This is a genomic window from Pseudomonas sp. E141 (genome assembly GCF_052659885.1).
The window spans coordinates 3,426,732-3,444,783 of sequence record NZ_CP084024.1 but is presented as its reverse complement, the minus strand read 5'-3'; the positions used below and the strand labels follow the sequence as shown (position 1 = coordinate 3,444,783).

The window sequence follows — 18,052 nt, the reverse complement described above, 5'->3', positions numbered from 1 at the left end:
AGGCGCCCCGTTGAAGGTACTGCCGACCATGAATTATCAGTTGAACTTTGCCGCCGTCTGGCGCGATTTCGACACCTTGCTGGCGGGGCTCGGCCTGGGGCTTTCCCTGGCGCTGGTGTCGATCGCCATCGGTTGCGTGATCGGCCTGTTGATGGCGTTCGCGCTGCTGAGCAAGCACCGCGTGTTGCGGGTGCTGGCCTCGGTGTATGTCACGGTGATCCGCAATACGCCGATCCTGGTGCTGATCCTGCTGATCTACTTCGCCTTGCCAAGCCTGGGTATTCGCCTGGACAAAATTCCCTCGTTCGTCATCACGCTCTCGCTGTACGCCGGGGCCTACCTGACCGAAGTGTTCCGCGGCGGGCTGCTGAGCATTCACAAGGGCCAGCGTGAAGCGGGGCTGGCCATCGGTTTGGGCGAGTGGCAAGTGAAGGCCTACGTCACCGTGCCGGTGATGCTGCGCAACGTGTTGCCGGCGTTGTCGAACAACTTCATTTCGCTGTTCAAGGACACCTCACTGGCGGCAGCGATCGCTGTGCCGGAGCTGACTTATTACGCCCGCAAGATCAACGTGGAGAGCTACCGGGTGATCGAAACCTGGCTGGTGACCACGGCCCTGTATGTCGCGGCCTGTTACCTCATTGCCATGCTGCTGCGTTATTTCGAGCAGCGTCTGGCGATCCGCCGTTAGGAGTGTTCCATGTACGAATCCCCCAGTTGGTTGCATGAGTTGTGGGTCGCCCGGGAGACGCTGTGGGCCGGGTTCCTGACCAGCGTGCAGTGCTCGGTACTGGCGATTTTGTTAGGCACGCTGATCGGCCTGTTCGCCGGGCTGGTGCTGACTTACGGTCGCTTCTGGATGCGCGCGCCGTTTCGTTTCTACGTCGACGTGATTCGCGGCACTCCGGTGTTTGTGTTGGTGCTGGCCTGTTTCTACATGGCCCCGGCCCTGGGCTGGCAAATCGGCGCATTCGAGGCTGGTGCCTTGGGCCTGACACTGTTTTGCGGCTCCCATGTGGCCGAGATCGTGCGCGGGGCCTTGCAGGCCTTGCCCCGTGGGCAGATGGAGGCAAGCCAGGCCATCGGCCTGACGTTTTTCCAGGCGCTGGGTTACGTGCTGTTGCCCCAGGCACTGCGGCAGATCTTGCCGACCTGGGTCAATTCCTCCACCGAAATCGTCAAGGCTTCGACCCTGTTGTCGGTGATCGGCGTTGCCGAACTGCTGCTCAGCACTCAGCAGATCATCGCCCGGACCTTCATGACCCTGGAGTTTTACCTGTTCGCCGGTTTTCTCTTTTTCATCATCAACTACGCCATCGAATTGCTCGGGCGGCACATTGAAAAGCGGGTGGCCTTGCCATGACTGATGTTTCGACCTCTACCAATGCTCAACCGCTGCTGGACATTCGCGGTCTGCGCAAACAATACGGCCCGGTGGAAGTGCTCAAGGGCGTGGACCTGAGCATGCAGCGCGGCAATGTCGTCACCCTGATCGGCTCCAGCGGCTCGGGCAAAACCACGTTGCTGCGTTGCGTGAACATGCTTGAGGAGTTCCAGGGCGGGCAGATCGTGCTCGATGGCGAGGCCATCGGCTATGACGAGGTGGGCGGCAAGCGCGTGCGCCACCCGGAAAAAGTCATCGCCCGGCACCGGGCCATGACCGGCATGGCCTTCCAGCAATTCAACCTGTTCCCGCATTTGACGGCGTTGCAGAACGTCACCTTGGGCCTGCTCAAGGTGAAAAAGCTACCCAAGGACGAAGCCGTGGCCCTGGCCGAGAAATGGCTGGAGCGGGTCGGCTTGCTGGAGCGGCGCAATCATTTTCCCGGTCAGTTGTCCGGCGGTCAGCAGCAGCGTGTGGCGATCGCTCGGGCGATTGCCATGAACCCCAGCCTGATGCTGTTCGACGAAGTGACCTCGGCCCTGGACCCGGAATTGGTGGGTGAGGTGCTGAACGTGATCAAGGGGCTGGCCGAAGACGGCATGACCATGCTGCTGGTGACCCACGAAATGCGTTTTGCCTTCGAGGTGTCCGACAAGATCGTATTCATGAACCAGGGCCGCATCGAAGAACAGGGCCCGCCGAAAGAACTGTTCGAACGGCCACAGTCGCCACGACTGGCTGAGTTTCTCAAGAACACCCGTTTTTAATTTTATTGAACCTCTGATTGATACAGGCAAGGAGAAACACCCATGAGCATTACGCGCTACGGCACCGGCAGCACCGCAGGCGGCGGTCAGCCACGGCCCTTCGCCCGAGCCGTTGAGGCCGACGGCTGGCTGCACGTGTCCGGTCAGGTGCCGGCGGTCAACGGCGAGATTATTGTCGGCGGGATCGTCGAGCAGACCCACCAGACCATGAAGAACCTGATCGCGATTCTTGAAGAAGCCGGATACGGCCTTGAAGATGTGGTGCGCTGCGGCGTATGGCTGGAAGATCCGCGGGATTTCTGGAGTTTCAACAAAGTATTTGGTGAATACTTCAGCCCCGAACATGCCCCTGCCAGGGCTTGTGTGCAAGCGAACATGATGGTTGATTGCAAGGTTGAGATTGATTGCATCGCCTACAAGAAAAAGGCCTGAGTCACTGAGGACTCATCGCGGGCACGCCTTGCTCCCACAAGGGAATGCAAACTCCTGTGGGAGCAAGGCTTGCCTGCGATAGCAATCTATCAGGCGGTGCAGCACTCTGGTTAAACTCCCGGCCAATTGAATGGGAATCCAAGACATGACCGAAGACACCATCAAACGCCGGGCCCGAGGGTTGGACCGGGCGTTCGATATCCTCGACTTCCTCAAGGAAATCGGCCAGCCGTTGCGCCCCAATGACATCGCCAGCGGCATCGGCAGTCCCAAGTCCACGGTCTACGAGCTGGTGGCGTCGCTGCTGGAGCGACGCATCCTGGAGCCGGTGGGCAAGGACGGCCACGTCTATCTGGGCCGCCAGTTGTACTTTCTCGGGCAGGCGCACCTGCGGCATTTCGACCTGAGTCGCGAGGCCGATCACGCCTTGCAGGAAATCGTCAGCCAGACCCGGGAAACCGCCCAGATGTGCCTGCTCAACGGGCGCAAATACACGGTGGCGCTGATGAAGGAGGGGGAGCGGCATTTTCGCATTTCCTCGGACATCGGCGAGAACGCGCCGATTCCCTGGACCGCATCCGGACGCCTGCTGCTGGCGCATCTGAGTGACCAGCAGATCGTCGACCTGATCGACCCCGACGACTTCATCCTGCCGGACGGCGAGCGCCTGCCCCTGGAGCGGTTTCTTGCCGAGATCCGCCAGGCCGGGCTCGATGGATTTTTCTCCTTCGACAGTGTGGCTGACACCTTCACCCACTGCTTCGCCGCGCCGGTCAAAGACGCCAATGGCGTGGCCATCGCGACCCTGTGCATCGTCGCCCCACGGGCCGACGCCAAGAACAACTACGCCGACTACCGCCGGGTGCTGATCGAAAGCGCCAACAACCTGGCCCGTCGCATCAATGAATAGACAGCCGCGGCTGTGTGAGGAGTGTGAACATGTCTTCTGCCATTCATAACGCTGCCGTGGAGAAGGGGGCCGCCCAAGCGGGCGATCACCTGCTGCGCGACATCAGCCTGCCGGCGCTGGTGCTGCATCGCCAAGCGTTGGAGCACAACATTGACTGGATGCAAAAGTTCGTCACGGACAGTGGTGCCGAACTGGCGCCCCACGGCAAGACCAGCATGACCCCGGCGCTGTTTCGCCGCCAACTCGAGGCCGGCGCCTGGGGACTGACCCTGGCCACCGCAGTGCAGACCCGTGCCGCTTACGCCCATGGCGTGCGCCGGGTGCTGATGGCCAACCAATTGGTGGGCACGCCAAACATGGCGCTGATCGCGGATCTGCTGGCAGATCCAGCGTTCGAATTCCATTGCATGGTCGACCATCCCGACAACGTTGCCGAGCTGGGCGCGTTCTTTGCCTCTCGCGGCGCGAAGTTGAACGTGATGATCGAATACGGTGTGGTGGGTGGCCGGTGTGGCTGCCGGACCGAGGCCGAGGTGCTGGCCCTGGCCGAGGCGATCGGGGCGCAACCGGCGCTGGCGCTGACCGGTATCGAAGGCTACGAAGGCGTGATCCATGGTGACCACGCCATCAGTGGCATCCGTGCGTTTGCCGCATCCCTGGTGGGGCTGGCGGTGCAACTGCAGGACAACGGTGCGTTCGCCATCGACAAGCCGATCATCACCGCCTCGGGTTCAGCCTGGTACGACCTGATTGCCGAGTCTTTCGAGGCTCGGAACGCCCACGGACGTTTCCTCAGTGTGCTGCGTCCTGGCAGTTACGTGGCCCATGACCATGGCATCTACAAAGAGGCCCAGTGCTGCGTGCTGGAACGGCGTAGCGACCTGCACGAAGGTCTGCGCCCGGCCCTGGAAGTCTGGGCCCACGTGCAATCGCTGCCTGAACCCGGCTTTGCGGTGATCGCCCTGGGTAAACGCGACGTGGCCTACGACGCCGGGCTGCCGGTGCCGCTCAAGCGTTACCAACCTGGCTCCGACTCGATAGCGGGGCAGGACCTGGCCGGCTGCAAGGTGACGGCGGTGATGGACCAGCATGCGTTCATGACCGTGGCGCCCGGGGTGGCGTTGCGGGTTGGCGACATCATTTCCTTCGGCACGTCGCATCCGTGCCTGACCTTCGACAAGTGGCGGGTGGCGTGCCTGGTGGATGAGCAGTTGCAGGTGGTCGAGAGCATGGAGACTTGTTTCTAGCCTTGAAACCGAGTCGCGGCTATCGCGAGCAGGCTCGCTCCCACAGTGGGGGCGGTTGTGAACAGAGGATTTATGTTCACCAATATCCCCTGTGGGAGCGAGCCTGCTCGCGATAGCGGCCTGGCAGACACTATCGAAATATCAGGATCGCCCATGAGCTACCCCAACCCAAAACCTCGCATCGCCCTGATCGGCGAGTGCATGATCGAACTGCAGCAGCGCGCCGATGGCAGTCTGCAACAAAGCTTCGGCGGCGACACCCTGAACACCGCTGTGTACCTGTCCCGCGCCCTGGGTGACAAGGGCGCGGTGGATTACGTTACCGCCTTGGGCGACGACAGTTTCAGCGATGCCATGTGCCAGAGCTGGGCCGCCGAAAATATCGGCCTGGATCGGGTCCAGCGCCTGCCCGGTCGTTTGCCGGGTTTGTATTGCATCCAGACCGACGCGGCGGGTGAGCGGCGGTTTTTGTACTGGCGCAACGAGGCGGCGGTGCGTGATTGCTTCACCACCCCGGCCGCCGCACCGATCCTGGCGGCGCTGCCGGATTACGACGTGCTGTACTTCAGCGGCATCACCCTGGCCGTGCTCGGGGAACAAGGTCGTGGCAAGCTCATCGAAACCCTGATCCAGGCCCGCCGGCGCGGGGCCGAGGTGGTGTTCGACAATAACTACCGGCCAAGGCTCTGGGCATCAGTGGATGCAGCCCGTGCGGCCTATCGCAGCGTATTGCCTTATGTCGAGCTGGCGCTGCTGACGGTGGACGACGAGCAGGCGCTGTTCGGTTATGCCGACAGCGCTGAGGTGTTCGCCGCGTACGCGCAGTTGGGCACGTCGGAAGTGGTGCTCAAGCGCGGTGCCGAGCCCTGTCTGATCTGTTGTGATGGTGAGTCTTTCGAGATTCCGGCCCAGCGAGTGGAGCGGGTGGTGGACACGACGGCGGCGGGGGATTCATTCAGTGCTGCTTACCTGGCAAGCCGCCTGCTCGGTGGCAGCCCGGTGGAGGCCGCCGAGGCTGGACATCTGTTGGCGAGCCGGGTCATCCAGGTGCCGGGGGCGTTGATGCCCAAGGACTGAAGGGGCCGCGAAGTACCTGTGGGAGCGGGCTCGATCATTAGTCCCGGTAGAACACCTGCACCAGGTGATAGCCGAACTTGCTCTTGATCGGCCCATGCACCACCCGCAGGGGCTTTTTGAAGATTACCGTATCGATCGCACCGACCATCTGCCCGGGCCGTACTTCACCCAGATCACCGCCGCGTTTGCCCGAGGGGCAGGTGGAGTATTTCTTGGCCAGTACATCGAAGGCTTCGCCTTTGGCGATGCGTTGCTTGAGCTGTTCGGCTTCTTCGGCGGTTTTCACCAGGATATGGCGGGCTTGGGCTTTCATTGCAGCAGTGACCTGAACGGTGCGACGGGGCGGCGATTATGCCTCAAGTCAGGCGCCATGGTTGATCATCGTCCGAATCTTGTTCGCCAGCAGATCGAGGCTGAAGGGCTTGGCAACCATATCCATGCCCTGCTCGAGAAAGCCCTGGCGCTCGGTGGCCTTCTGCGCATAACCGGTCATGAACAGCACCTTCAGATCGGGCCGATGCTGGCGGGCGATTTCCGCCAGTTGCCGGCCATTCATGCCTGGCAGGCCGACATCGGTCACCAGCAAGTCGATGCGCTGGCTGGACTCCAGTAGCCCAAGGGCAGCCTTGGCGTCCTGGGCTTGGAGAGTGGTGTAACCCAGGGCGTCGAGCAGATCGAGCACCAGCATGCGCACGGCCGGTTCGTCTTCGACCAGCAACACGGTTTCACCGGCGACGGCGGCCGGTGCATCCAGCGCTACCGGCGCCGCAGTCTGCTGGACAGACGCGACGTACAGCCGCGGCAGGTACAACTGCACCCGCGTACCCTGGTCCGGCACACTGTCCAGGCTCAGCAGGCCACCCGACTGTTGGGCAAACCCGTAGATCATCGACAAGCCCAAACCGGTGCCCTGGCCGATGGGTTTGGTGGTGAAGAACGGATCAAAGGCCTTGGCCAGCACGGATGGGGTCATGCCGCTGCCATTGTCGCTGACGGCAATCATCACGTAGTCACCGGCCTTGACCGGTTCCAGGGCACTGAGGTCATTACCGTCGAGGTAGACGTTGGCGGTTTCGATGGTCAATTCGCCACCCTCGGGCATGGCGTCCCGAGCGTTGATCACCAGGTTGAGCAGGGCGTTTTCCAGCTGGCTGGCATCGGTGCTGACCGGCCACAGTTCATCGGCCAACTGCAGGCGCAGCGCGATGTGATCGCCGGTGGTTCGGCTCAGCAAGTCTTCAAGTGAACGCACTAGGTCATTGGGGTCCAGCGGTTTGCGGTCCAGCGACTGGCGTCGGGAAAACGCCAGCAGGCGGTGGGTCAGGGCCGCCGCACGATTGGCCGAGGACACGGCCGCTTCGGTGAAACGACCGATCTCGGCGGTGCGACCGCTGGCAATGTAGCGTTGCATCAGGTCGAGGCTGCCGAGGATGCCGGTGAGCATGTTGTTGAAGTCATGGGCAATGCCGCCAGTGAGTTGGCCCACGGCCTCCATTTTCTGGGCGTGTCGCAGCGCCTCCTCGGCACGTTCGCGTTCGAACATCTCGTTTTGCAGGCGGTGGTTGGCTTCAGCCAGTTGCTGGGTGCGGGCGATGACGCGTTCTTCGAGCGTTTCGTTGAGGTTGCGCAGGGCCTCTTCGGTTTTCTTGCGCTCGGTCTCGTCGATCACAAAGATGTAGAAACCGTTCACCGCACCATCGGCCCCACGGCGCGGTAGGTAGTTGATCAAGGCATGGCGGGGACGGCCGTCGCGGTGATCCGATTGCACGGTGAAGCTGCACGGCTTGCCTGCCAGGGCGTCGGCGATCTGCTCGGCGCGGGCGGCGTAGGCTGAATCGCCGAGCACTTCGCGAATGGTCTTGCCATATAGCTCTTGGGGCGTCAGGCCATACCAATCCAGATAGGCGCTGTTGTTGAGGCGAAAACGTTCTTCCCGGTCCACATAGCTGATAAGGATCGGCATGGCGTTGATGATCAGTTGCAGTTCGGTCTGGCTCTGGCGCAGGGCCTGCTCGGTACGCTTGCGATCGGTCAGGTCCAGGGCCGCGCCGAGAAAGCGTTTGGGCCGGCCATGGCGATCCTTGTAGCAACGACCGCGCACGAACACCCAGCGCAGTTCGCCGTCAGGCCGCAGGAGACGGTACTCCTCGGCGTATTCAGTGCTGTGGGTGATGCAATGCTTGATGCTGCGGGTGACCATGGCCCGGTCTTGGGGATGCACGCCTTCAAGGTAAGCGCTGATGGGCAACTGGCGCGACAGGTTCGGGTCGACGCCATGCAGCACCGCGAAGTGCTCGTCGGCAACAAAGCGGTCTTCGCTGATGTCCCAATCCCAGGTGCCTAGCGTATCGGCAGCGGCCAGGGCCAGTTGCAGGCGTTCCTCGCTTTCCTGCTGGGCCTTGAGGCTGGCTTCTGAGCGTCGCTCGAACTCCAGGGCCAGGCGTCGTCGTTCACCGGTCTCGATGGCTGTGACCAGAATACCGGCCACGGCGCCGTCTTCATCGCGCACGGGGCTGTAGGTCAGGTCCAGCCAGACATCGCAGAGGCGACCGGCGAAGGGCACTCGCCATTGCTGATCGCGACAGGTGTGCCCGTGGCCTTGCAACACGCGGTGATAAATCGGCCCGCTCAGGTCTTTGAGTTCGGGCCATGCTGAATGGGTCGGCTGGCCGAACGCCTGGGGGTGTTTGTCGCCCGTCAGGCGGGTAAAGGCGTCGTTGTAGAAATGAATCAGCTGTGGCCCCCACAGCAGGGACATCGGCAGCGGCGAGTGGAGCACGATGTCCAGGGCGGTACGCAGGCTCTGGGGCCAGGTTTGGGCAGTGCCCAGCGGGCTGTTGGCCCAGTCACGTCGGGCGAACAGGCTTTGTATGTCAATGCCGGTGGGTGTTGCGTTCATCACGCAAACCCTGCAAATCGTGTCGCAGCCACGGTGTCTACTATCCTCTGAAGAAGGTAAGCGCGGGTTGGTCTGAAAAGTTTGCTCATCGGGTCAGCTTGTTTCATTGAAGTCTCGCGGAAGTCAATCAGGCCATGGAAATCGATCCCTTGTTACGCATCCTGGCGAGCCAGGATGGCTCCGACCTCTATATGTCCACCGGTGCGCCGCCGTGCGCGCGTTTCGAGGGGGTGCTCAAACCCTTGAGCAACCAGCCCTTCAAGGTGGGCGACATCGCCGGGCTCGCCGAGTCTTTGATGGACGCCGAACAGCGGCTTGAGTTCGATCGAGAACTGGAAATGAACCTGGCTATCTCCCTGGCTGGGGTCGGGCGGTTTCGCGTCAATATCTTCAAGCAGCGCAATGACGTGTCCATGGTGATCCGCAACGTCAAGCTCGACATCCCGCGGTTCGAGGACCTGAAACTGCCAAATGTGTTGCTGGACACCATCATGCAGAAACAGGGGCTGATGCTGTTCGTCGGCGCGACAGGGTCGGGCAAGTCGACTTCCCTGGCGGCGCTGATCGATTACCGTAATCGCAACAGCAGCGGCCATATCATCACCATTGAAGATCCGGTGGAGTATATCCATCGACACAAGAAATCGATCATCAATCAGCGGGAAGTCGGTGTCGACACCCGCAGCTTTCATGCCGCCCTGAAGAACACCTTGCGCCAGGCACCAGACGTGGTACTGATCGGCGAAATTCGTGATCGCGAAACCATGGAACATGCCCTGGCCTTCGCCGACACCGGGCACCTGGTGATCTCCACCCTGCATGCTCACAATGCCAACCAGGCGCTGGACCGGGTGATCAATTTCTTCCCGGAAGAACGCCGGCCGCAGCTGCTCAATGATCTGGGCAACAACCTCAAGGCGTTCGTGTCGCAACGCCTGGTGCGCACTCGCACCGGCCAGCGCCGGGCTGCGGTGGAGGTCATGCTGGGCTCGCCCACGGTGGCCGACCTGATCCGCCGCAATGAGTTCGGCGAGCTTAAGGGCATCATGGAAAAGTCAGAAGAACTCGGGATGCAAACCTTCGATCACGCCCTGTACAACCTGGTGGTGGAGGGTGCTATCGATGAGGAGGAAGCCCTGAAAAACGCCGATTCGGCGAACAACCTGCGGTTGCGCCTGAAGTTGCATGCCGAGTCGGGGGCAGCGGTGCCCCCGGCCGATCCGGCGGCGGGGGAGTGGGGGTTGATGGATTGATGGTTCTACAGGCATACCGCGTTGTCGTTCATCGCGAGCAGGCTCGCTCCCACAGGGAATCGATGGTGATTGCCAATCCTGTGTTAACCACCGACCAACGTGGGAGCGAGCCCGCTCGCGATGAGGCCAGATGGCCCATAAGGCTTTAACCTCAGGTGGTCAGTTCCAGCCGATCCCTGAACTGCTCCAGCGCCTCGGGATTGGCCAGGGCATCGGTGTTTTTCACCACCTGCCCATGCACCACGTTGCGCACCGCCAGTTCCACCACCTTGCCGCTGATGGTCCGCGGGATGTCGCTGACTGCCAGGATCTTCGCCGGCACATGACGCGGTGTGGTATTGGCGCGGATCACCTGGCGGATCTGTTGCTCCAGGGCCTCATCCAGAGTCACGCCGTCGCGCAGGCGCACAAACAGCACCACGCGTACATCACCCTGCCATTGCTGGCCGATGGCAACGCTGTCCAGCACCTGCTCGACCTTTTCCACCTGCCGATAGATTTCCGCCGTGCCGATGCGCACGCCACCGGGGTTGAGCACTGCATCCGAACGCCCGTGGATCAAGAAACCGCCGTGAGGCAGTTCCTCGGCGTAGTCCCCCTGGGCCCACACACCGGGGAACTGGCTGAAGTAGGAGGCCCTTAGCTTTTCCTGCTGCGGATCATTCCACAGGCCAATGGGCATGGCCGGGAAGTGCCGGGTGCAGACCAGTTCACCTTTCTCACCGATGACCGCCTGGCCTGCCTCGTTCCAGACCTGCACCGCCATGCCCAGGCTCTTGCCCTGCATCTCGCCACGGCGAACGGCGGACAAGGGATTGCCATTGACGAAGCACGACACAATGTCGGTGCCACCGGACATCGAGGCCAGGCACACCTGGGTCTTGAAGTCGCGATACACGTAGTCGTAGCTATGGGGCGCCAGGGCCGAGCCGGTGGACAGGATGGTTTTCAGGCTGCCCAGGTCATGGGTCTGTCGCGGTTTCAAACCCTGGCTTTCCAGGGCCGCCAGGTATTTGGGGCTGGTGCCGAATACGCTGATGCGCTGCTGGTCGATCAGGTCCAGCAGGCGCTTGGGGCCAGGGTGAAAGGGCGAGCCGTCGTAGAGCACCACCGCACTGCCGACGGCGAGGGCCGACACCAGCCAGTTCCACATCATCCAGCCACACGTGGTGTAGTAGAACAGGCGATCTTCGGGGCCAAGGTCTACATGCAGGCCATGTTCCTTGAGGTGTTGCAGCAATACGCCGCCGGTGCTGTGGACGATGCACTTCGGCACGCCGGTGGTGCCACTGGAATAGAGGATGTACAGCGGATGATCGAACGGCACGTCAACGAACGCCGGTTCGCCGCCACAGCGGTAGAAGTCGCTCCACAACGCGACGCTGGCCGTTGTCTTGAAGTCTTCGGCGCGGGCGTCAGGGCATGCGTAGGGCAGGATGATCAATTGCTGCAGCGAAGGCAGGCGCTCGAGGATTTCGTTGACCTTGGCTCGCTGGTCGATGACCTTGCCGGCGTAGCGGTAACCGGCGCAGGTAATCAGCACCTTGGGCTCGATCTGGCCAAACCGGTCGATGACCCCGTGGGTGCCGAAGTCAGGCGAGGAGCACGACCAGATCGCCCCCAGGCTGGTGGTGGCGAGCATGCCCACCAGGGTCTGCCAGGTGTTGGGCATGCACGCGGCTACCCGGTCGCCCTTGCTCACACCTGCCGCTTGCAGGCTTTTTTGCAGGCCAGCGACGTGGGCGGCAAGTTCGGCCCAAGTCAGTTGTTCTTGCCCGCCACTTTCGTCGAGGGCAACCACGGCCACGGCGTCATCGCGCCGGCGCAGCAGGTGTTCGGCAAAATTCAGTGTCGCCCCGGGAAACCACCGGGCGCTGGGCATTTGCTCACCTTCGACCAGCACATCGCTGGGCGCCTGGTGAAAACGGATCTCGAAGAAGTCGACGATGGCCTGCCAGAAGGCTTCACGCTGGTCGATGCTCCAGGCGTGCAGCGCCGGATAATCGCTCAGTTGCAGCTGATGCCGTTCGTTGATGAACCGGCGAAAGGCGTCCATGCGTGACTGGGCGATGCGATCGGGGGTGGGTTGCCAGAGGATGTCGGACATGGGGTGCCTCTTTTTCTTTTATGTACACACAAACTATAGAGCGACCCAATCTTGTGGCGAGGGGATTTATCTGTGGGAGCCTTGCTCCCACAAGTCGGGGATAAGTCCCCTCGCCACAAGGGATCGCAAGCGATTTACTGAGCCAGCCACCCACCATCAATATTCCACGCCGCGCCACGTACCTGGCTACCGGCTTCGCTGCACAGAAACAGCACCAGCTCCCCCAGTTGCGGCGGGGTGACGAATTCCAGGGAAGGCTGCTTCTCGGCCAGTAGGTCATGCTGCGCCTGTTGCGGATCGACGCCCGTGGCAATGCGGTCGTCGATCTGTTTCTGCACCAGCGGTGTCAGCACCCAGCCAGGGCAGATGGCGTTGCACGTCACGTTGCTGGTGGCGGTTTCCAGGCCGACCACTTTGGTCAGGCCGATCACCCCGTGTTTGGCTGCGACGTAGGCGGCCTTGCCCATCGAGCCGACCTGGCCGTGCACCGAGGCAATGTTGATGATCCGCCCCCAGCCCTTGGCGCGCATGCCCGGCAGGCTCAAGCGCGTGGCATGGAACACCGAGGACAGGTTGATGGCGATGATCGAGTCCCAGCGCTCCACCGGAAAATCTTCCACGGCGGCCACATGCTGGATACCGGCGTTGTTCACCAGAATGTCCACGCCGCCGAACTCCCGTTCGGCGTAAGCGAGCATGTCGGCGATCTGCGCCGGATCACTGACATCGGCCGGATGATGGCCGACCTTGCCGCCGAACTGTTTCACCTCGGCGATCACCGTCGAGGCATCGCCGAAGCCGTTGAGGATCAGGTTGGCGCCGGCCTTGGCGAGGCTCAGGGCGATGCCCAGGCCGATGCCGCTGGTAGAGCCGGTGACCAGGGCGGTCTTGCCCGAAATAGGGGTTGTCATGGGGAGCCTCACACAATGCCAGTGGCGTAGAACACAGCGATCACGAAGAACACCGCGAGGGTCTTGATCAGCGTAATGCAGAAAATGTCTTTGTAGGCTTCACGGTGGGTCAGGCCGGTCACCGCCAGCAGGGTGATCACCGCGCCGTTGTGGGGCAGGGTGTCCATGCCGCCGCTGGCCATGGACGCGACCCGGTGCAGCACTTCCAGAGGAATGTTGGCGGCGTTGGCGGCGCTGATGAACGTTTCGGACATCGCCGCTAGGGCGATGCTCATGCCGCCCGAGGCTGAACCGGTGATGCCCGCCAGCAGCGTCACGGTCACGGCTTCATTGACCAGTGGATTGGGGATGTTCTTGAGCCAGTCGGCCAGCACCAGAAAACCCGGCAAGGACGCGATGACCGCGCCAAAACCGTATTCCGAAGCGGTGTTCATTGCCGCCAGCAGCGCACCGCCCACCGCGCTCTTGCTGCCTTCGGCCAGCTTGCTGCGAATGGTGCTGAAGGCGAACAGCAGCACCAGGACAATGCCCACCAGCAACGCGGCCTGCACGGCCCAGATCGCGGTGAGCTTGGCGATGTCGCTGGTCACCGGTGTGGTCATGCCCGGCAGCGCCAGGCTGTGGGTCTTGCCATACCACTGGGGAATCCACTGGGTGAACAGCAGGTTCATGATCCCCACCGCCAACAGCGGCGAAATGGCGAGCCAGGGATTGGGCAGTTTGATGTCTTCGGCAGTCTCCGGCTCGTTGCGCAGTTCGGTGCCGTAGCCTTCGCCTAGGCGCTGGGCCTTGTTGCGCTGGCGTTGCAGGAACAGCATGCCGAAGCTGAACACGAAGATCGTGCCGATCACACCCAGCCATGGTGCAGCCCAGGCGGTGGTGTTGAAGAAGGTGCTGGGGATGATGTTCTGGATCTGCGGTGTGCCGGGCAGGGCGTCCATGGTGAACGAGAACGCGCCAAGGGCAATGGTGGCTGGGATCAGCCGCTTGGGAATATTGCTCTGGCGGAACATCTCGGCGGCGAACGGATACACCGCGAACACCACGACGAACAGCGACACGCCGCCATAGGTCAGCAAAGCGCAGACCAGCACAATCACCAACATGGCCTGGCGCGTGCCCAGCAGGCGAATCGCCGCCGCGACGATAGAGCGGGAGAAACCCGACAGCTCGATCAGTTTGCCGAACACCGCGCCGAGCAGGAACACCGGGAAATACAGTTTGATGAAGCCGACCATCTTCTCCATGAACACCCCGGTGAAAGCAGGCGCGACGGCGGAAGGGTCAGTGAGCAGGACGGCGCCGAGGGCGGCGATGGGGGCAAAAAGGATAACGCTGTAGCCACGGTAGGCGGCCACCATCAGCAGCGTGAGTGCTGCCAAGGCAATGATCACACTCATGGTGTGTCTCCTGGATTGTTATTTTTGTGGTGAAGCGGTGCGGAGGGCTTTAGCGAGATTTGTGCCAGGTATGTAATTTATTGAAATATAAGAGAATTATTGATTTTGGTGAGGGTGGCTCGAGAGTTTTGTCTCTGTTTGGAGATTTTCAGAGGCTGTGCTGGCCTCATCGCGAGCAGGCTCGCTCCCACAGGTTGACCGAGTTCGTCAGGAAAGTACGGCCACTGTGGGAGCGAGCCTGCTCGCGATGAGCGCGAAGCGCTCAAAAGGAGCTGTCTATATCTAGAGATATGAGTCTCTTTATTGAGACTCAGCAATCCCCAGCGCCACCATTTTCTTATACAAGGTCGACCTCCCCAGCCCCAACCGCTCGGCCGCTTCAACTACCTTGCCGCCGCATTGCGCGAGGGTGGTTTCGATCAAGTGGCGGTCGAATCGTGCCCGGGCCTGGCTGAAGGTTTCTTGCGGCAGCGGTTCCTGATGTGGATTCAACGCACGGGTGACCGGCGTGAAAGTCCCAATGGCCGCTCGAATATCGGCGGCAGTGAGCAGCAGGTCGTCGCTGAGCAGCGCGGTTCGTTCCAGCACATTGCGCAACTCCCGGATGTTGCCCGGCCAAGCGTGTTGCCCCAGCAGGTCGAGTGCGTCGCGGTCCAGTTCGTGCTGGCTGCGCAGTTCTTCGAGGATCGCCTCGCTCAGGGCCGGCAAATCATCCAGGCGTTCGCGCAGCGGCGGGACCTGGATCGGCAACACATTGAGGCGGTAATACAGGTCGGCGCGAAATTCTCCGCGTTTGATCGCCGCTTCCAGATCCATGGACGTGGCAGCGATGATCCGCACGTCACTTTGCAGCACCTCGTTGGAGCCCACGGGTTCGTATTCTTTTTCCTGCAAGACCCGCAGCAGTTTGCTTTGCAGCGGCAGTGGCATGTCGCCAATTTCGTCCAGGAACAGTGTGCCGCCCTGGGCGATCTGCAGCTTGCCGGCGCGGCCTTTGCGGTCGGCGCCGGTGAAGGCGCCCGGGGCGGTGCCGAAAAACTCGGCTTCCAGCAGGGCCTCCGGGATCGCCGCGCTGTTGATGCTGACGAACGCCTTGTGCGCCCTCGGCGAAGCACCATGGATCGCTTGGGCCAGCAGTTCCTTGCCGGTCCCGGTTTCGCCGAGCAACAGCACCGGCGAATCGGCGCTGGCGCTGCGCCGGGCACGACGCTTGACCTCCAGGCTGGCGCTGCTGGTGCCGATGAAGTGGGCGAAGTTGTACCGAGTCTGCCGTGCCCGCAACAGCGAGCGGGTGGAGGCCAGTTCCTCCTGCATGCTCAGGTAGCGCTTGAGCATCGGCGACAGGCTGCGCAATTCATCGAACAGGGCAAAACCGATGGCGCCGATCACCGCGCCCGCGCTGTCGTGGATCGGCAGGCGCATCACCACCAGCGGTTCCTTGGGCGTGTCCTGCATGTCCAACAGAATCGGTCGGCCAGTACGTACCACTTCGCGCAGCAGGCTGCTGGGGATCACGCTCTCGCACGCCCGGCCGATGGCTTCTTGCGCTGAGTTCAGGCCGAAGCGCCGGGCGTAGCGTTCGTTCATCCAGACGATGTTCGCGTCACGGTCGACAATCACCGTGCCTTCGCTGGACTGTTCGATGATCTCGAACAACGAACGGATCGCCAGCGTGCGCACGCGCTTGTAATCCTTGAGGCTTTCGGTGGGGTTCATCGGGCATTTCCAGAAGGTGGGATTTGCCGGCATCCTCCGATCAAAGGGGTTGCCAAAGAGCGGCATTATGCCGGGAGGGGCTGGCCGAGCACTACTCCGCCCGCATCCTTTGCCGTGGCGTATCAATGGCAAACCCTAAGCCTTAGTGGATCTGCTCAGTGGTGGGCAGTCTGATAAACTTGTACAGTTTTTACTAATATGTACATTTTTTCTGAGAGCGCTCATGAATAAATTCAACCCTCGAAAGCTGCAGCTCTCCAAATGGACGGCCTGTGCGCCGACTGATCGGGAAAAGCATTTTCTCGTCACCAAGCTGCTCTGTGATGAGGAGGGGACACCCATTCAGATTGAGCTTGAGGCTGTATACAGCGCTCGTGTGACGTTGCTCGACTGGCGCGAGTTGCGCGACAGCAAGCATTGGAAAATGGGCTGGTGCTGAATGGCTTGGGCTGTGCCATAGAGATCCGTATGACTTCTGATAGTTATACATAATAATAAAGTTGTACAAGTTTTCCCGCGATAGTGGCTTAATGCAGCTATCTAGCGATGGCATCTCTGCCTTCGTGTGGCTACAGCCACGCATTCACGCCTCCGGGAGCGCCACCCATGTTCATTCGTACTCGCAAGCATCAGGACGCCTTGCACGAAATCCAGGCCAGGCAGGCTATTCTCGAAGCCGAACGGACGGCCTTGCAGCAATGCATGGCGATCATCGAGTTCACCCCGACGGGCGAGGTGCTCGACGTCAGCCCGGCTTTTTTGAAAATGATGGGGTATTCACTCAGCGAAACCCTCGGTCAGCATCATTCGATGTTTTGTGAGCCTGCCTATTCACGCAGTGCCGAATGCTCGGCGTTATGGCGGCAGTTGGGGCAGGGTTCTTCAGCCGACAGCCAGTTTCTGCATTTGCGGCGTGATGGAAGCTGGCTGTGGGTGCACGCAAGCTACGTCCCTGTGCTGGATCACCATGCAAAGGTGCAGCGCATCATCCTGATTGTTCGCGATATCAACGAGCGGGTGTTGCGCGCCCAGGCCGAAACCAGTTTCATGCAAGCGATCGACCGTTCCATGGCGGTTATCGAATTTGATCTGAGCGGTCAGGTCGTGAATGCCAACGAGAATTTCATGAACGTCATGGGGTACCGCCTGCAAGAAATTCGGGGCCAGCATCACCGGATTTTCTGCAAACCCAGCGAGGTCCAGAGTGAGGCTTATCGTGGCTTCTGGGCCGGGCTCAATCGCGGTGAATACAGGACCGGCCTTTTCGAGCGCGTCGACAATCGAGGCGCGACTGTCTGGCTGCAGGCTACCTACAACCCTCTCTACGATGCACGGGGGCGCTTGTATGGCGTGGTCAAGTTCGCCACTGACAGCACTCGCGAAGTCGAGCAACGCCAAAGTGAATCAAAAGCCGCCGGACTTGCTTTCGAGACGTCCCGGCAGACCGATGAGCAAACCCGGCTCGGCACGTGTGTGGTTCAGCAAACCGTTACGGTGGTGCAAAGCATCGCCGATGAGCTTCAGCAGGTGTCAGCCGGGATAGGTGCCCTGAGCGCGCAGTCCGAAGAAATCGGCAGCATCGTCGATGCCATCCGGGGCATTGCCGAACAGACCAATCTGCTTGCCCTCAATGCCGCCATTGAAGCGGCTCGCGCCGGGGAGCAGGGACGCGGTTTCGCGGTGGTGGCCGATGAGGTGCGCAATCTGGCGCGACGTACAAGTCAGTCAACCGTGGCCATTACTCAGGTCGTCGCCAAGAACCGTGAATTGGCCAGGCAAGCGGTGAGCAGCATGCAATCGAGCACGCTCAAGGCAGAGCAGGGGGTGAAACTGGCTAACCAGGCCGGCACTGTCATTCTGGATATTCATCGAGGCGCGCAGCAGGTGGTGGAGGTGATGGGTGAATTCGCTCAAGCGCTGGATCAACGACGTGGTGCCTGAGCGAGCCC

General features: G+C 61.3%; 16 protein-coding genes. 10 read left to right on the top strand and 6 right to left on the bottom strand.

The window, feature by feature from the left end:
• The first annotated feature begins 28 nt into the window (after positions 1–28).
• From GKKCFE_RS15300 to GKKCFE_RS15270, 7 genes are all read left to right on the top strand, one after another.
• Positions 29–691, top strand: a complete 663-nt coding sequence (locus GKKCFE_RS15300; RefSeq protein WP_047227888.1) for an amino acid ABC transporter permease — start codon at positions 29–31, stop codon at positions 689–691.
• Between the two features lie 9 nt (positions 692–700).
• Positions 701–1,363: an amino acid ABC transporter permease gene (locus GKKCFE_RS15295; protein ID WP_047227835.1), complete on the top strand. Its 663-nt coding sequence runs from the start codon at positions 701–703 to the stop codon at positions 1,361–1,363.
• Positions 1,360–2,151, top strand: coding sequence for an amino acid ABC transporter ATP-binding protein (locus tag GKKCFE_RS15290; protein ID WP_047227836.1), 792 nt, complete (start codon positions 1,360–1,362; stop codon positions 2,149–2,151). The genes GKKCFE_RS15295 and GKKCFE_RS15290 overlap by 4 nt, the downstream gene beginning before the upstream one ends.
• Before the next feature lie 42 nt (positions 2,152–2,193).
• On the top strand, positions 2,194–2,583 hold the full coding sequence (locus tag GKKCFE_RS15285; protein ID WP_047227837.1) for a RidA family protein: 390 nt from the start codon (positions 2,194–2,196) through the stop codon (positions 2,581–2,583).
• A 145-nt stretch (positions 2,584–2,728) separates the two neighbouring features.
• Positions 2,729–3,493 (top strand): IclR family transcriptional regulator, encoded by a 765-nt coding sequence (locus GKKCFE_RS15280; RefSeq protein WP_047227838.1) that lies wholly within the window; start codon positions 2,729–2,731, stop codon positions 3,491–3,493.
• 29 nt (positions 3,494–3,522) lie between these two features.
• The gene (locus tag GKKCFE_RS15275; protein ID WP_107322659.1) at positions 3,523–4,740 is read left to right on the top strand and encodes an amino acid deaminase; all 1,218 of its coding nucleotides are present in this window, start codon (positions 3,523–3,525) and stop codon (positions 4,738–4,740) included.
• A gap of 153 nt (positions 4,741–4,893) precedes the next feature.
• Positions 4,894–5,817, top strand: coding sequence for a sugar kinase (locus GKKCFE_RS15270; protein WP_047227840.1), 924 nt, complete (start codon positions 4,894–4,896; stop codon positions 5,815–5,817).
• A gap of 37 nt (positions 5,818–5,854) precedes the next feature.
• On the opposite strand, the gene GKKCFE_RS15265 is transcribed toward GKKCFE_RS15270, so the two are convergent.
• Both GKKCFE_RS15265 and GKKCFE_RS15260 read right to left on the bottom strand, forming a co-directional pair.
• Positions 5,855–6,130: a peptidylprolyl isomerase gene (locus GKKCFE_RS15265; RefSeq protein ID WP_076384045.1), complete on the bottom strand. Its 276-nt coding sequence runs from the start codon at positions 6,128–6,130 to the stop codon at positions 5,855–5,857.
• A gap of 48 nt (positions 6,131–6,178) precedes the next feature.
• Complete coding sequence (locus GKKCFE_RS15260) at positions 6,179–8,716, bottom strand: PAS domain-containing protein (RefSeq protein WP_445576776.1); 2,538 nt, start codon at positions 8,714–8,716, stop codon at positions 6,179–6,181.
• 134 nt (positions 8,717–8,850) lie between these two features.
• Here GKKCFE_RS15260 and GKKCFE_RS15255 point away from each other — a divergent pair, with 134 nt between their 5' ends.
• Positions 8,851–9,969: a PilT/PilU family type 4a pilus ATPase gene (locus GKKCFE_RS15255; protein WP_047227842.1), complete on the top strand. Its 1,119-nt coding sequence runs from the start codon at positions 8,851–8,853 to the stop codon at positions 9,967–9,969.
• 151 nt (positions 9,970–10,120) lie between these two features.
• On the opposite strand, the gene GKKCFE_RS15250 is transcribed toward GKKCFE_RS15255, so the two are convergent.
• The 4 genes from GKKCFE_RS15250 to GKKCFE_RS15235 all read right to left on the bottom strand — a co-directional run bounded on the left by GKKCFE_RS15250 (position 10,121) and on the right by GKKCFE_RS15235 (position 16,103).
• Positions 10,121–12,076: an acetoacetate--CoA ligase gene (locus GKKCFE_RS15250; RefSeq protein WP_305466236.1), complete on the bottom strand. Its 1,956-nt coding sequence runs from the start codon at positions 12,074–12,076 to the stop codon at positions 10,121–10,123.
• Positions 12,077–12,210: 134 nt separating this feature from the next.
• Positions 12,211–12,987 carry a 3-hydroxybutyrate dehydrogenase gene (locus GKKCFE_RS15245; RefSeq protein WP_445576775.1) on the bottom strand — a complete coding sequence of 259 codons (777 nt, stop codon included), beginning with the start codon at positions 12,985–12,987 and terminating at the stop codon, positions 12,211–12,213.
• 8 nt (positions 12,988–12,995) lie between these two features.
• Positions 12,996–14,387 (bottom strand): GntP family permease, encoded by a 1,392-nt coding sequence (locus GKKCFE_RS15240; protein WP_047227845.1) that lies wholly within the window; start codon positions 14,385–14,387, stop codon positions 12,996–12,998.
• Positions 14,388–14,687: 300 nt separating this feature from the next.
• The gene (locus GKKCFE_RS15235; protein WP_139049660.1) at positions 14,688–16,103 is read right to left on the bottom strand and encodes a sigma-54 interaction domain-containing protein; all 1,416 of its coding nucleotides are present in this window, start codon (positions 16,101–16,103) and stop codon (positions 14,688–14,690) included.
• Between the two features lie 223 nt (positions 16,104–16,326).
• Between GKKCFE_RS15235 and GKKCFE_RS15230 the strand changes: the two genes are divergently transcribed.
• Together GKKCFE_RS15230 and GKKCFE_RS15225 are read left to right on the top strand one after the other, a co-directional pair.
• On the top strand, positions 16,327–16,542 hold the full coding sequence (locus GKKCFE_RS15230; protein ID WP_160894197.1) for a TIGR02450 family Trp-rich protein: 216 nt from the start codon (positions 16,327–16,329) through the stop codon (positions 16,540–16,542).
• A gap of 167 nt (positions 16,543–16,709) precedes the next feature.
• Positions 16,710–18,044, top strand: a complete 1,335-nt coding sequence (locus tag GKKCFE_RS15225; protein WP_339492017.1) for a methyl-accepting chemotaxis protein — start codon at positions 16,710–16,712, stop codon at positions 18,042–18,044.
• Positions 18,045–18,052 lie beyond the last annotated feature (8 nt).